We start from the raw sequence: 14,920 nt of genomic DNA, 5'->3' as shown, positions 1-14,920 counted from the left end.
TGCAATTTTAGTAATATTAAGCTAGTAAAGCTAGTTATACCATAGCTTTCTTAAGAGATTTTATTTTACTGCATATAGGACTAAATAACCATTGTATTACAGTCTGTTAACAGTTCAATATGGCATAAGGTTTTGTGCTATATTAAATTTGTATAATAATAAGACAGCAAAGGAATGAACATAACAATGAAGAAAGGTTTAATAGTTACTGCATCGACGACGGCACTGTTTTTAGGTGTGAATCATATAGCGTCAGCGGAACAAATACATACAACATCTTCGGAGATGGAACTTACGCAAATTGCTGAAAGATTTGCTACCAATATCGATGAAATTAAGGCGCTAAACAATTTGGATGATAGTGTGACTTCTATTGCGACTGGAACAAAAGTGGTCGTGCCTGATCGTGATATCGTAGAAGTATTAAGTGGCGACACACTTACAAATATCGCCAATAAGCATGAGATATCATTAGATGACTTATTTAAATTGAATCCACAGATTACAGAAACGATTCATCCGGGGCAACTTATTGCTATATCGGAAGCAGGTTCAAAGCATTTATATAATGATGATAAAGCAAGCTGGGGGACACCAGATACATTACAACAACCAACAGATGAAAGTGATTCGCAAATATTGACACCGAATTATCCTCAGAATGATGTGGCTCAACCAACTCAATTTTCTAACTATCAATCGTGGAATAATGATGTAAATAGTAATTATTCCAATGCTTATCAATATGACGCCAATCATTATTACAGTGGACAACAAAGTATTGGCCGTAGTGGTGGCACTAATTACTATGATAATGGTCAGTGTACAAGTTACGCATTTGATAGACGTAGTCAATTAGGTAAGCCTGTAAGCAATTTATGGGGTAATGCCAATCAATGGGCAAATGCAGCTAGACAAAGTGGTTATGAAGTTAATCATACGCCAGAAGTAGGGGCAATTATGCAAAGTACATCTGGTCCAAATGGACATGTTGGTGTGGTAGAACATAAAAATACCGATGGATCCATTGTTGTTTCTGAAATGAATTGGCAAGGCGTCGGACAGAAATCATATCGTACGATACAACAACCTAGTGCGTATAACTATATTCACTAGTAACAATTTAAAAATAATATCTAATATGAGATAAAGCCATACTGTTATATTACGGTGTGGCTTTATTTTAACGATAAAAATTTATATGAAATCTTAATAAACTGAAAAGATAGAAATTCTAAATTGCTAATTATTTGTTTAACAGCTATTTGATAAGACATTTTGATTGTTGAATGATATTATAAAAGCAAGTATAATCATTCATTAAATAAACTTAGGAGGCGATATCATGGGCGTACATCAATACTTTAAACGTTTATCTGATTTAGAAAAATTAATTCGATTACCAGGCCAATTCAAATACTTTGAACATAATGTTGCTGCACATTCATTTAAAGTAACTAAAATTGCTCAATATCTTGGAACTGTCGAAGAATATCATGGCAATGAAGTGAATTGGAAAAGTTTATATGAGAAAGCACTAAACCATGACTTTGCTGAAGTGTTTACAGGTGATATTAAGACACCAGTTAAATATGCGAGTGGAGAATTAAAAAAACTATTCTCACAGGTTGAAGAAGAAATGGTAGATCATTTTATTAACGAAGAAATTCCTGAAGCATACCAAGATATCTATCGTGAAAGGTTACAAGAAGGTAAGGATGATTCCTTAGAGGGTCAAATCTTATCGGTAGCAGATAAAATTGATTTATTATATGAAACATTTGGAGAAATACAAAAACGTAACCCGGAACCATTGTTTTTTGAAATTTATGAGATGTCTTTAGAAACAATTATGCAATTTGATCATTTAAGTTCCGTGCAAGATTTTATAGATAATATTATTCCAGAGATGTTAACTGAGAACTTTATTCCACGTGCCGAACTGAGAGAAACAACGATGACAATCCTAAATAATAGAAATGGGTGACATAGATGATTTGGTATATGCTTGCGGCATTTTTTCCATGCATATTAGTCGTACTATTTAGTGTGCTGACGAGAAATAAATGGGTCGGCACTATTTTGACACTCATCTTAATTGGGGCATCTGTTGCCAAAGGCTTTTTTCATAATGAATGGATCATATTTATTGATGTCGTGTCATTATTAGCGGGATATATAATTATCGATCAACTCGAATTTCATAAGCATGATGGTGATTAATGATAAGTTACAAGCAATCTAGTTGTAAAAATGACTTGTAAACTATAAAATAATTACCTTCTTAAAATAAATAAAGCAATAAATTAAGGCAAACATGGTAAGATACTATGTTTGTTTTTTGTTGTTTACACATGTTAAAATAACGAACAAACGTTTGTCTTTTTGCGCATAAATCTGTTAAAATATAGAATAAGGTTATACACTATACACAATAATTTACAATTTAGTAGACAAATCAATATTAAAGCATAGAACTTTGCGTTACATTTGTCACATAAGAAAATATATAGGAGGCGTGTGTCAACATGGAACACTATCCATTTAAACTACAATCCAATTTCGAGCCACAAGGTGATCAACCAGAAGCGATTAAAGAAATTGTCAAAGGTGTAAATGAAGGGAAACGTCATCAAACATTACTTGGTGCGACGGGAACTGGTAAGACATTTACGATGAGTAATGTTATCAAAGAAGTCGGCAAACCGACGTTAATCATAGCACACAATAAGACATTAGCAGGTCAATTATATAGTGAGTTTAAGACATTTTTCCCTGAAAATAGAGTAGAGTATTTCGTAAGTTACTATGACTATTATCAGCCGGAAGCATATGTACCATCTACAGATACTTTCATTGAAAAGGATGCATCAATCAATGATGAAATTGATCAACTACGACATTCTGCTACAAGTGCTTTGTTTGAACGAGATGATGTCATCATAATTGCCAGTGTGAGCTGTATTTATGGTTTAGGTAATCCGGAAGAATATAGAGATTTAGTTGTAAGTGTACGTGTAGGTATGGAAATGGATAGAAGTGAGTTACTGAGAAAGTTAGTTGACGTCCAATATACTAGAAACGACATTGATTTCCGAAGAGGTACCTTTAGAGTACGCGGTGATGTTGTTGAAATTTTTCCTGCTTCTCGTGAGGAAATGTGTATTCGAGTTGAATTTTTCGGTGATGAGATTGATCGTATACGCGAAGTCAATTATTTAACTGGAGAAGTATTGAGAGAGCGCGAACATTTTGCAATTTTCCCGGCATCCCACTTCGTAACACGTGAGGAAAAGATGAAATCTGCAATACAAAGAATTGAAAATGAATTAGCAGAACGTTTGGAAGAATTGAGAGCGGAAAATAAACTACTAGAAGCGCAGCGGTTAGAGCAACGTACGAATTATGATTTAGAAATGATGCGAGAAATGGGATTTTGTTCTGGTATAGAAAACTATTCCGTTCATTTAACATTGAGACCAATGGGTTCGACACCATATACCTTACTTGATTATTTTGGTGACGATTGGCTGGTTATGATTGATGAATCTCATGTGACATTGCCACAAATTCGTGGTATGTACAATGGTGACCGTGCACGAAAGCAAGTCTTAGTTGATCACGGATTCCGTTTGCCAAGTGCTCTGGATAACAGACCGCTTAAGTTTGAAGAATTTGAAGAAAAAACAAATCAGCTGGTCTACGTTTCTGCAACACCAGGACCTTATGAACTAGAGCACACAGACGAAATGGTACAACAAATTATTCGACCAACTGGCTTGCTTGATCCTAAGATTGAGGTCCGACCTACGGAAAATCAAATTGATGATTTACTTGGCGAAATTCAAGAACGAATAGACCGAAATGAACGTGTACTAGTTACGACATTGACGAAGAAAATGAGTGAAGACTTAACGACATATATGAAAGAAGCAGGAATTAAGGTTAACTACTTACATTCGGAAATAAAGACATTAGAACGAATTGAAATTATTAGAGATTTACGAATGGGTACCTATGATGTAATCGTCGGGATTAATTTGCTTAGAGAAGGTATAGATATACCAGAAGTATCACTTGTTGTAATTTTAGATGCTGATAAAGAAGGTTTCTTAAGATCAGAGCGTTCATTAGTTCAAACAATTGGACGTGCTGCGCGTAATAGTAAAGGTGAAGTAATCATGTATGGAGATAAAATTACGGATTCTATGAGATATGCGATTGATGAGACAGAACGTCGTCGTAATATTCAAATGGCATACAATGAAAAACATGGTATTACACCAACGACCATTAATAAACAAATCCATGACGTTATTAGCGCGACAGTAGAAAATGATGACACAAATGAAAAACAACAAACAGAAGTACCTAAGAAATTAACGAAGAAAGAACGCGAAAAAACAATTGCCAATATAGAAAAGGAAATGAAACAAGCCGCCAAAGATTTAGATTTCGAGAAGGCGACAGAATTGAGAGATATGTTATTTGAATTAAAAGCAGAAGGGTGAAGTATATGAAACAACCATCTATTGTAGTTAAAGGCGCTCGTGCCCATAATTTAAAAGATGTAGATATCGAAATACCTAAAGATAAGTTGATTGTGATGACAGGACTTTCAGGGTCCGGTAAATCGTCACTAGCGTTTGATACTATATATGCCGAAGGACAACGTCGCTATGTAGAGTCATTAAGTGCATATGCAAGACAATTTTTAGGTCAAATGGATAAACCCGATGTTGATACAATTGAAGGTTTATCACCTGCAATATCTATTGATCAGAAGACAACAAGTAAGAACCCACGTTCGACGGTAGCAACAGTTACAGAGATTTATGATTACATCCGTTTATTATATGCACGTGTAGGGAAACCAATATGCCCAAATCATGGCATTGAAATTGAATCACAAACAGTGCAACAGATGGTCGATCGTGTTATGGAGTTGGAAGACCGTACTAAAATTCAATTGTTAGCACCCGTCGTTTCTCATAGAAAGGGATCTCATGAGAAGTTGATTGATGATATTGGTAAGAAAGGTTATGTTCGTGTACGAGTAGATGGTGAAATTACTGATATTAATGAAGTGCCAGAATTAGATAAGAATAAAAATCATACTATCGAAGTCGTAGTCGACAGATTAGTTGTGAAAGATGGTATCGAAACACGTCTAGCAGACTCAATTGAGACAGGATTACAACTTGCAGATGGCAACCTCGTCGTAGATATTATCGATGGTGAGGAGTTAAAGTTCTCTGAAAATCACGCCTGTCCAATTTGTGGGTTTTCTATTGGAGAACTAGAGCCACGTATGTTTAGTTTTAACAGTCCCTTTGGAGCGTGTCCAACTTGTGATGGTTTAGGTCAAAAGTTAAAAGTAGACTTAGACTTAGTTGTTCCTGATCCAAACAAAACACTGAATGAAGGTGCAATCATCCCTTGGGAACCAACAAGTTCGGAATATTATCCAACATTGTTAAAACGTGTTTGCGAAGTCTTTAAAATAAATATGGATAAACCTTATAAAAAATTAACAGATAGACAAAAGGCCATCATCTTATATGGTTCTAAAGGTAAGGAAATCGAATTTACCTTTAAACAACGTAATGGTCAAACACGTAAACGTACAATGGAGTTTGAGGGTGTAATTCCAAATATTAATCGTCGCTATCATGAGTCACCATCAGAACTAGTGAGAGAAATGATGAGTAAGTATATGACTGAGCTACCATGTGAAACATGTCATGGTAAACGATTGAGTAGAGAAGCGCTATCAGTTTATGTAGCAGGTCATAATATTGGTGAAATAGTAGAGAATTCTATTAAAAACGCATTACATTTATATCAACATATCGATTTATCAGAGCAAGATCAAAAAATTGCCGATCAAATCCTAAAGGAAATTATTTCGCGATTAGAATTTTTATATAATGTTGGGTTAGAATATTTAACTTTAAATCGAGCGTCAGGTTCACTATCTGGTGGAGAAGCGCAACGAATTCGTTTAGCCACACAGATTGGTTCTAGATTATCTGGAGTACTCTATGTACTCGATGAACCATCTATTGGATTACATCAACGTGATAATGATCGCTTGATTAACACGTTAAAAGAAATGAGAGATTTAGGTAATACATTAATCGTTGTTGAACATGATGATGATACGATGAGAGCTGCTGATTATCTAGTGGACGTAGGACCTGGTGCCGGAGAACATGGTGGTCAAATTGTTGCAAGTGGCACACCAAAGCAAGTTATGAATAATAAAAAATCACTAACAGGTCAGTATTTAAGTGGTAAGAAACGTATTGAAGTACCAGAACAACGTCGTGAAGTTACTGACAGAAAGATAGAAGTTAAAGGTGCACGTAGCAATAACTTAAAGGGTGTAAACGTGTCATTTCCACTATCTACAATGACAGTAGTAACTGGTGTATCCGGTTCCGGTAAAAGTTCACTAGTTAATGAGGTATTATATAAATCATTAGCAAAAGAAATTAATAAATCTAAAGTTAAACCTGGTGATTGTGATGAGGTCACAGGTATTGATCAACTAGAACGAATTATTGATATTGATCAATCACCAATTGGTAGAACGCCAAGATCAAATCCAGCAACATATACTGGTGTGTTTGACAATATTCGAGATATATTTGCACAAACAAATGAAGCCAAGGTTCGTGGCTATTCTAAAGGACGCTTTAGCTTTAATGTTAAAGGTGGCCGTTGTGAAGCTTGTAAAGGCGATGGAATTATCAAAATCGAAATGCATTTCTTGCCAGATGTGTATGTTCCATGTGAAGTATGTGGTGGTACAAGATATAATCGTGAAACGTTAGAAGTAACTTATAAAGGGAAAAATATTGCTGATATCTTAGCGATGACTGCTGAAGATGCGACTAATTTCTTTGAAAATGTACCTAAAATACATCGTAAATTAAAAACATTAGTCGATGTTGGCCTAGGATATGTAACCTTAGGGCAACCTGCAACGACATTATCAGGTGGAGAAGCGCAACGTGTTAAATTAGCTTCAGAATTACACAAACGTTCAACAGGTAAATCTATTTATATTTTAGATGAACCGACAACTGGTTTACATGTTGATGACATTAGTAGATTGCTTAAAGTATTGAATAAACTAGTAGAAAATGGTGACTCTGTCGTTATTATTGAACATAACTTGGATGTTATTAAAATGGCAGATCATATTATTGATTTAGGTCCTGAAGGTGGAGATGGTGGCGGTACAATTGTTGCCACAGGTACGCCTGAAGAGATTGCGAATGTTGAAGCAAGCTATACAGGTCGATACTTAAAGCCAGTATTAGAAAGAGATACAATCACTACTTAGTTCAACAATAGTAGCATATATCAGTGATATTAATTTATCGTGTATTCATATGAGGTCGATTGGATTATAATTATCCAATCGGCCTTTAATTATATTGAGCTATTAAATTTTGGTTCTATAATAAGTTAGACTGCTGATAAATTATTCGTAACAGTCGGAATCGACGAAGAACTTAAATTTAAAGGCGTGAGCTTTATGCTTTAATTTATTGGTTCAATACATAACGAATAGATTTCATTAAACTACTATAAAGCATTATAAGTTTAGGCTGAAATTTAGCGATAAAGCATGATTATAGAGACTTAATATCGTAATATCGCTAAACAGAAATGTAAGGTAGAATAGTATTGTATGAATTATTTTATTAACTACTACACTTTTTAATATGGATTATCAATGCTTTTTGATATGATAAATACATATCGCAAATGTAGGAGAAATATTGATAGAGGTGAAGCTATGTTAACTACGAAAAGCTTAGTCGAACGCTTTGAACTTGAAATTATTGCAGGTGAAGCGGGTTTAAATAAGCAAATTAAAAATACTGATATTTCAAGACCTGGTTTAGAAATGGCAGGTTATTTTTCTCATTATGCCTCTGACCGTATTCAGTTATTGGGAACAACGGAATTATCTTTTTATAACTTGTTGCCAGATGAAGAGCGAAAGGGTAGAATGAGAAAGCTATGTCGCCCCGAAACACCAGCTATCATTGTAACGCGTGATTTAGAACCACCTGAAGAGTTGATACAAGCTGCAACTGAGCTTGAAACACCATTGATTACATCAACGATTGCGACAACACAATTAATGGGTCGTTTGACAACGTTTTTAGAACATGAATTAGCTAGAACGACTTCATTACATGGTGTGTTAGTTGACGTTTATGGCGTAGGTGTCTTAATTACTGGTGATTCTGGTATCGGTAAGAGTGAAACAGCATTAGAACTTGTTAAACGTGGTCATCGACTCGTTGCAGATGATAATGTCGAAATTCGAGAAGTGAGTAAAGACGAACTCATTGGTAAAGCGCCAAAGTTAATCGAACATTTACTTGAAATTAGAGGTTTAGGTATCATCAATGTAATGACGCTATTTGGTGCGGGATCAATTTTAACTGAAAAAAGGCTACGTTTAAATATTCATTTAGAAAATTGGCACAAAGATAAATTGTATGACCGTGTTGGTTTAAATGAGGAAAAGTTAAAAATCCTAGATAATGAAATCACGAAGAAGACGATTCCAGTCAGACCCGGACGTAACGTGGCCGTTATCATTGAAGTAGCAGCGATGAATTATCGTTTAAATATTATGGGTATCAACACTGCTGAAGAATTCAATGATCGTCTCAATGCTGAAATTATGAGAAATGGACACCACAGTGAGGAGAACTAATTGATGATGAGTTTAAATTATATTGATCCTATTGCATTTGAATTAGGACCAATTTCAGTACGTTGGTATGGCATAATTATCGCTACTGGTATATTACTTGGCTATTTTATTGCACAGGCTAGTGTGAAGCGAATTGGTCATGATAAAGATACGTTAGTAGATATTATTTTTTGGAGTGCTATTGTAGGATTTATCGTTGCACGTATTTACTTTGTAATATTTCAATGGCCATATTATGCACAGAATCCAATAGAAATCCCTATGATTTGGCATGGGGGTATCGCAATACACGGTGGTTTAATAGGCGGATTTATTACCGGTATCTTTGTGTGTAGACATAAGAATCTTAATCCATTTCAAATTGGTGATGTGATTGCACCAAGTATGATATTAGGTCAAGGTATAGGTCGTTGGGGTAACTTTATGAATCATGAAGCACATGGTGGTCCTGTTGCTAAGAGTTTCTTAGAGAACCTACATATTCCAAATTTTATTATTGAGAATATGCATATAAATGGTAAGTACTATCATCCGACATTTTTATACGAATCACTTTGGGATATTATTGGTTTTATTGTGTTAATCTTTATTAGAAAGCATTTACGTGTTGGAGATACGTTGTGTCTCTATTTAATATGGTATTCGATCGGTAGATTTTTCGTTGAAGGATTACGTACGGATAGTCTTATGTTGACAGAACATATTAGAGTTGCACAAGTGATGTCCGTAGTACTTATTATCGTCGGTATCGTGATAATGGTAATACGTAGAGTGAAATATAAGGCGCCACAGTATAAAGCTGTCGGACCTTTAGCTTGGCCAACTAAAAAGGTGAAGTGATGATTGTTTATGCGTAAGTTAACAAAGTTGCCATCCAAGGGGTCTAATCCCCTTTGGCAAATGTATCGATATGTCAAAGCCGTTAAAGTATTTAAGCAAACGATAGTCATAGAACTATGTCGCTATATGCCAAACTTAAAGGTTAAGCGATGGATATATCAGCATATATTAAAGATGAAGATAGGTACGAATACAGCCTTTGCATTTAAGGTTGTTCCAGATATCATTAAGCCGGAACTTATTACTATTGGCAATAATTGTGTAATAGGCTACAATACAACTATTTTAACGCATGAATTTTTAGTTGATGAATATCGCACTGGACCAGTTCAGATTGGTGACAACACATTAATTGGTGCAAATGTTACAATTTTAGCTGGTGTGACGATAGGTAGTAATGTCAAAGTAGGTGCTGGAACGGTCGTTGCAAAGGATATTCCAGATTATGCTGTCGCATACGGCAATCCAATGCAAATTAAATAATGAAACATGTAACTAGGAGGTGAACATAGATGGCGCAAAACAATAAAGTGATACAAATGAAATTAGATAGTCATTTTTATAAGCGATTAGCTGAACAAAAATTTCAACATCAAGATTATAAAAAGGCTGCAGAATACTTCGAAAAAGTGCTTGATATGTCACCCCATGATTTTGAGAGCAAAGTAAAGTATGCAGAAAGTCTTGTGAAATTGGGATTAAGTAATAAAGCAGAACAGCTTTATTATGAAAGCATTGCACAAGATGAAGACGTTGCTGATAGTTATTACGAATTAAGTCAGTTAAATATTATAAAAAATGATCCTAATAAGGCCTTCTTATTTGGAATGAATTACGTTATTCTTGCTGAGGATGAAGATTATCAAGAAGAATTAGAAGAGATGTTCGAAGTATCTTATCATTCTCCAGAGAAAATAGAAATTGAGAGTCAATTATTTGCCATACAATTAATTTTCCAATATTTATTTTCACATGGACGTTTAGTAGATGCTCAGAAATATTTGTTAAGGCAAAGTGACACACTTCAAGCACATCGAGTACTACGTAATTTACTTGCAATGTGCTATTTATATCTCAATAAATATGATACGGCACGTGAAATGTTTGAACAATTACTAGCTGAAGATAACACCGATGTACACGCACTCTGCCATTACACGTTGTTACTGTACAATACAAATGATGTAGAAAAGTATGAACGCTATTTAAATTTATTGAATAAAGTCGCACCGATGAATGAAGATGAATCGTTTAAACTCGGTATCGTTCTTTGTTATTTAAAGCAATACGAAGCTTCGCAAAGTGTGCTCTTACCTCTATATAAAAAAGGCAAATTTCTTTCAATTCAAATGTATAATGCACTCAGTTTTAATTATTACCATTTAAATAATATTGAAGAAAGTAAATATTTTTGGTCAAAATTACAAGATATTGCACAAGTTGACGTTGGCTATGCACCGTGGGTCATTGCCGAAAGTAAAGTATATTTTGATGAACAAATTTTACCACTGTTAATGAATGATGATAATCACCATAGATTATATGGTATTTTTTTATTGAATCAATTAAGGGGTAAGGAAGTATTTATGACCGAAGAAATTTGGTCTGTATTAGAAACAATGAATGATTATGAGAAGTTATATCTAACTTATTTAATTCAAGATTTAAAATTAACTAAATTAGATTTCATTCACAAAGGCCTACTGATGATGTACAATGTGGAAGCATTAAAAAATAATGAAATGTTATTTATTATTTGGATTGACCAAGCAGAAGCAATTATTGCCGAACAATCAGATTTAACAGACGTAAATGCTTATGTTGCAGCTTATGTGTATATGCATTATAGAGCTTCTGAGCAAAAGGTCACAAAGCAACAAGTCTGTGACTGGTTTGAAATTTCTAATTATAAATTAAATAAAACCATAGATTATTTATTGAGCATATAAGTTTAATAAAATCAAGAAATCATATATAATGCGCATAATGAATTAATAAACAGGAGGCAATTTAAATGGCTGAACAAGTGGATTTTGATGTTGCAATTATTGGTGCTGGACCAGCAGGTATGACTGCAGCAGTTTATGCATCTCGTGCAAATTTAAGCACTGTTATGATAGAGCGTGGTATGCCAGGTGGACAAATGGCGAATACGGAAGAAGTTGAAAATTTCCCAGGTTTCGAAATGGTAACTGGACCAGATTTATCAACAAAAATGTTCGAACATGCTAAAAAATTTGGTGCAAAATACCAATATGGCGATATTAAATCAATTGAAGATAAAGGCGACTATAAAGTCATCAATTTAGGTAATAGCGAAATTACAGCACGTGCTGTTATTATTTCAACAGGTGCAGAATATAAGAAAATCGGTGTTCCTGGCGAACAAGAATTAGGTGGCCGCGGTGTAAGTTATTGTGCCGTATGTGATGGTGCATTTTTCAAAGGCAAAAAATTATTCGTTATCGGTGGCGGTGACTCAGCAGTTGAGGAAGGTACTTTCTTAACTAAATTTGCAGATAGTGTGACAATCGTTCACCGTAGAGATGAACTACGCGCACAAAAAATCTTACAAGATCGTGCATTTAAAAACGACAAAATTGACTTTATCTGGAGTCACACACTGAAAACAATCAATGAAAAAGATGGTAAAGTAGGGTCAGTAACATTAGAATCAACTAAAGATGGTGCTGAACAAACATTAGACGCAGACGGTGTGTTTGTTTATATCGGTATGAAACCACTAACTGCGCCATTTGAAAATTTAGGCATTACAAACGAAGTTGGATATATCGTAACAAATGAAGATATGAGTACAAGCATTCCTGGTGTTTATGCAGCAGGAGATGTTCGTGATAAAGGTTTACGTCAAATCGTTACTGCAACTGGCGACGGTAGTATTGCTGCACAAAGTGCCATTGCATATATCGAACACTTAATGGATACAATTGAAGCATAATTAATATAATTCGCAGTACACGAACAATAAAATAATAATTCAGTCATAGCTAGAATGTTTATCACATAGAATTAATGGTGAATATAACATTCTAGCTTTTTTACGCATGTATATAGAGATATGAAAGAGGTTAATAAAAAGTTTATTATTGTTATCTTTAAAGTTATTTGGGAAAAGAAATAGCATAAGATTTTTCACACAAAAACATATTATTTAAAAAATGATAAGTACATAAAGACGGAGTCGTTAAAATGTGGTTTAATAATTAAGATAATAAACTATTACCTATGTGGTTTTTAATGTAAAATATAATATGATAGCATGATTAATATTAGTTGATTTTATACAACGACAATATGGTTGATAAGATTGTCATCTATAGTGAAGTGTAATAGAAAATATGTAACGGATGGTGTGAAGGTATGCAACATGGAGAAAAGGAAACAATTAAAAGTGAATTATTGGTTGTAACAGGCTTATCAGGTGCTGGTAAATCAGTCGTTATACAAAGTTTAGAAGATATTGGATATTTTTGTGTTGATAATTTGCCACCCATTTTGTTACCAAAATTTGTTGAATTGATGGAACAGGGAAATCCATCATTACAAAAGGTTGCAATAGCAATTGATTTGAGAGGAAAAGAACTTTTTAAATCATTGATTCAAGAAATAGATCAAATAAAGAGCAATACTAATTTAATTGTCGATTTAATATTCTTAGAAGCTTCAAATGAAAAGCTAATTTCTCGATACAAAGAAACACGCAGAGCTCATCCATTAAATGAAAATGGACAACGTTCACTCATAGAATCTATAGATGAAGAGCGATATCTTTTAAATGAAATAAAAAGTTTAGCTAATTATACGATAGATACATCTTATATGAAGCCAAAGGAACTGCGTAAAAGGGTTGAAGACTACTTTAATCGCAATGATATAGATACCTTTAATATCAGTGTGACAAGTTTTGGATTTAAGCATGGTATTCAAATGGATGCAGACTTAGTCTTTGACGTACGTTTCCTACCTAATCCTCATTATGTTGACGAACTCAGACCGCTTACTGGTGAAGATGAGCCTGTATACAATTATGTGATGAAATGGAAAGAGACAAATATTTTCTTTGAGAAATTAATGGATTTACTAAAATTTATGATCCCTGGCTATAAAAAGGAAGGGAAATCACAATTAGTTATCGCAATTGGTTGTACAGGTGGTCAACATAGGTCTGTTGCTTTAGCAAAGCGTATAGGAGCAGATTTGCAAGATAGCTTTGACTATAATGTCTATGTGCACCATCGTGATGCACATGTTGAAAGTGGCGTGAGAAATAAAAATGAGAAAAATTAAACTTGTACTCATCGGAGGTGGCACAGGTTTATCCGTACTAGCACGTGGCTTAAGAGATTACCAAATTGATATAACTACGATAGTAACTGTAGCTGATGATGGTGGTAGTACAGGTAAGATTAGAAATGAAATGGATATTCCTGCGCCTGGAGATATTCGAAATGTAATTTCAGCATTAAGCGAAACAGAAACAACGTTAAATCAACTATTTCAATATCGTTTTAAAGAGAATCAAGTCGAAGGACATGCATTGGGTAATTTGATTATTGCTGCTTTGACAAATATTACTGATGATTTTGGTCATGCGGTAAAGTTATTGAGTGAAATTTTAAATATAAAGGGTCGAGTGATTCCGTCTACGAATACCAGTGTACGTTTAAATGCAGTGATGGAGGATGGTGAACTTGTTTATGGTGAGTCAGAAATACCAAAAAAGAATAAAAGGATTAAGCGTGTATTTTTAGAGCCTGAAGATGTAGAGCCTATGGAAGAAGCGGTTAGGGCATTAGAAGATGCTGATTTAATTGTACTTGGTCCTGGTTCGCTGTATACGAGCGTGATTTCCAATCTATGTGTCAAAGGTATTAGTAAAGCTTTATTACAAAGTGAAGCACCAAAATTATATGTATCTAATGTGATGACACAACCTGGTGAAACAACAGGTTACACTGCAGAAGATCATGTTAAAGCGATACATGAACACATTGGTAAAAGATGCATTGATTATGCAATCTGTGGACCACAAACCTATAATGAAGAAGTGTTGAGACGTTACAGGGAGGAAAATGCTAAACCTGTACATTGCGATATTCAAGAAATGGAAAAATTAGGTATCAAAGTGATGACACACCCAGATTTAATTGAAATTTCAACTCAAAATTATGTACGACATAATTATGAAATTTTAGCTAAAATGATTTATGAAATCGCAATTAACGAAACAGAAACAATTGAATTTAATAGAGATGAAAAGACTAAATAAATATTACTAAAGTGATTTAGTAAGGAAAGGACTGATAAACA

The 14,920-nt window shown here is 34.3% G+C and carries 12 protein-coding genes; all 12 read left to right on the top strand.

Translation table 11 applies throughout. The features are described 5' to 3' along the window. Nucleotides 1-186: 186 nt before the first annotated feature. The 12 genes from ACY191_RS12200 (at nt 187) to ACY191_RS12145 (ending at nt 14,879) form a co-directional block, all read left to right on the top strand. Nucleotides 187-1,116 carry a COG3942 and LysM peptidoglycan-binding domain-containing protein gene (locus tag ACY191_RS12200; protein ID WP_107580346.1) on the top strand — a complete coding sequence of 310 codons (930 nt, stop codon included), beginning with the start codon at nt 187-189 and terminating at the stop codon, nt 1,114-1,116. A 229-nt stretch (nt 1,117-1,345) separates the two neighbouring features. After that, nucleotides 1,346-1,987 carry a YfbR-like 5'-deoxynucleotidase gene (locus tag ACY191_RS12195; RefSeq protein WP_042738230.1) on the top strand — a complete coding sequence of 214 codons (642 nt, stop codon included), beginning with the start codon at nt 1,346-1,348 and terminating at the stop codon, nt 1,985-1,987. A 5-nt stretch (nt 1,988-1,992) separates the two neighbouring features. Then, nucleotides 1,993-2,223, top strand: a complete 231-nt coding sequence (locus tag ACY191_RS12190; protein WP_107512776.1) for a CsbA family protein — start codon at nt 1,993-1,995, stop codon at nt 2,221-2,223. A gap of 305 nt (nt 2,224-2,528) precedes the next feature. Beyond that, complete coding sequence (gene uvrB / locus ACY191_RS12185; protein ID WP_042738232.1) at nt 2,529-4,511, top strand: excinuclease ABC subunit UvrB; 1,983 nt, start codon at nt 2,529-2,531, stop codon at nt 4,509-4,511. A gap of 5 nt (nt 4,512-4,516) precedes the next feature. After that, the gene (gene uvrA / locus ACY191_RS12180; RefSeq protein ID WP_463270050.1) at nt 4,517-7,354 is read left to right on the top strand and encodes an excinuclease ABC subunit UvrA; all 2,838 of its coding nucleotides are present in this window, start codon (nt 4,517-4,519) and stop codon (nt 7,352-7,354) included. A 459-nt stretch (nt 7,355-7,813) separates the two neighbouring features. Beyond that, a complete protein-coding gene (hprK, locus tag ACY191_RS12175) occupies nt 7,814-8,749 on the top strand; it encodes an HPr(Ser) kinase/phosphatase (protein WP_042738234.1) in 936 nt (311 codons plus the stop codon). A gap of 3 nt (nt 8,750-8,752) precedes the next feature. Continuing rightward, a complete protein-coding gene (gene lgt / locus ACY191_RS12170; protein ID WP_042738235.1) occupies nt 8,753-9,589 on the top strand; it encodes a prolipoprotein diacylglyceryl transferase in 837 nt (278 codons plus the stop codon). A gap of 9 nt (nt 9,590-9,598) precedes the next feature. Then, entirely contained in the window at nt 9,599-10,072 is a 474-nt protein-coding gene (locus tag ACY191_RS12165) for an acyltransferase (protein WP_042738266.1), read from the top strand. Between the two features lie 29 nt (nt 10,073-10,101). Next, complete coding sequence (locus ACY191_RS12160) at nt 10,102-11,538, top strand: tetratricopeptide repeat protein (protein WP_042738236.1); 1,437 nt, start codon at nt 10,102-10,104, stop codon at nt 11,536-11,538. A gap of 65 nt (nt 11,539-11,603) precedes the next feature. Then, complete coding sequence (gene trxB, locus ACY191_RS12155) at nt 11,604-12,548, top strand: thioredoxin-disulfide reductase (protein ID WP_042738237.1); 945 nt, start codon at nt 11,604-11,606, stop codon at nt 12,546-12,548. A 422-nt stretch (nt 12,549-12,970) separates the two neighbouring features. Continuing rightward, the gene (gene rapZ, locus ACY191_RS12150; protein WP_229367005.1) at nt 12,971-13,897 is read left to right on the top strand and encodes an RNase adapter RapZ; all 927 of its coding nucleotides are present in this window, start codon (nt 12,971-12,973) and stop codon (nt 13,895-13,897) included. After that, on the top strand, nt 13,884-14,879 hold the full coding sequence (locus ACY191_RS12145) for a gluconeogenesis factor YvcK family protein (RefSeq protein WP_229367006.1): 996 nt from the start codon (nt 13,884-13,886) through the stop codon (nt 14,877-14,879). Before rapZ ends, ACY191_RS12145 begins: the two co-directional genes overlap by 14 nt. Nucleotides 14,880-14,920: the final 41 nt, after the last annotated feature.

This window comes from Staphylococcus sp. TCBT05 (genome assembly GCF_055179755.1).
Note: the sequence above shows the minus strand (reverse complement) of the source record. Positions and strands in the feature narration are given on the sequence as shown.

Coding starts and splice junctions, on each gene's coding strand:
- ACY191_RS12195 (WP_042738230.1), top strand. CDS start 1,346: ATGGGCGTACATCAATACTTTAAACGTTTATCTGATTTAGAAAAATTA.
- rapZ (WP_229367005.1), top strand. CDS start 12,971: ATGCAACATGGAGAAAAGGAAACAATTAAAAGTGAATTATTGGTTGTA.
- ACY191_RS12200 (WP_107580346.1), top strand. CDS start 187: ATGAAGAAAGGTTTAATAGTTACTGCATCGACGACGGCACTGTTTTTA.
- uvrB (WP_042738232.1), top strand. CDS start 2,529: ATGGAACACTATCCATTTAAACTACAATCCAATTTCGAGCCACAAGGT.
- ACY191_RS12145 (WP_229367006.1), top strand. CDS start 13,884: ATGAGAAAAATTAAACTTGTACTCATCGGAGGTGGCACAGGTTTATCC.
- ACY191_RS12190 (WP_107512776.1), top strand. CDS start 1,993: ATGATTTGGTATATGCTTGCGGCATTTTTTCCATGCATATTAGTCGTA.
- ACY191_RS12160 (WP_042738236.1), top strand. CDS start 10,102: ATGGCGCAAAACAATAAAGTGATACAAATGAAATTAGATAGTCATTTT.
- hprK (WP_042738234.1), top strand. CDS start 7,814: ATGTTAACTACGAAAAGCTTAGTCGAACGCTTTGAACTTGAAATTATT.
- uvrA (WP_463270050.1), top strand. CDS start 4,517: ATGAAACAACCATCTATTGTAGTTAAAGGCGCTCGTGCCCATAATTTA.
- ACY191_RS12165 (WP_042738266.1), top strand. CDS start 9,599: ATGCGTAAGTTAACAAAGTTGCCATCCAAGGGGTCTAATCCCCTTTGG.
- trxB (WP_042738237.1), top strand. CDS start 11,604: ATGGCTGAACAAGTGGATTTTGATGTTGCAATTATTGGTGCTGGACCA.
- lgt (WP_042738235.1), top strand. CDS start 8,753: ATGATGAGTTTAAATTATATTGATCCTATTGCATTTGAATTAGGACCA.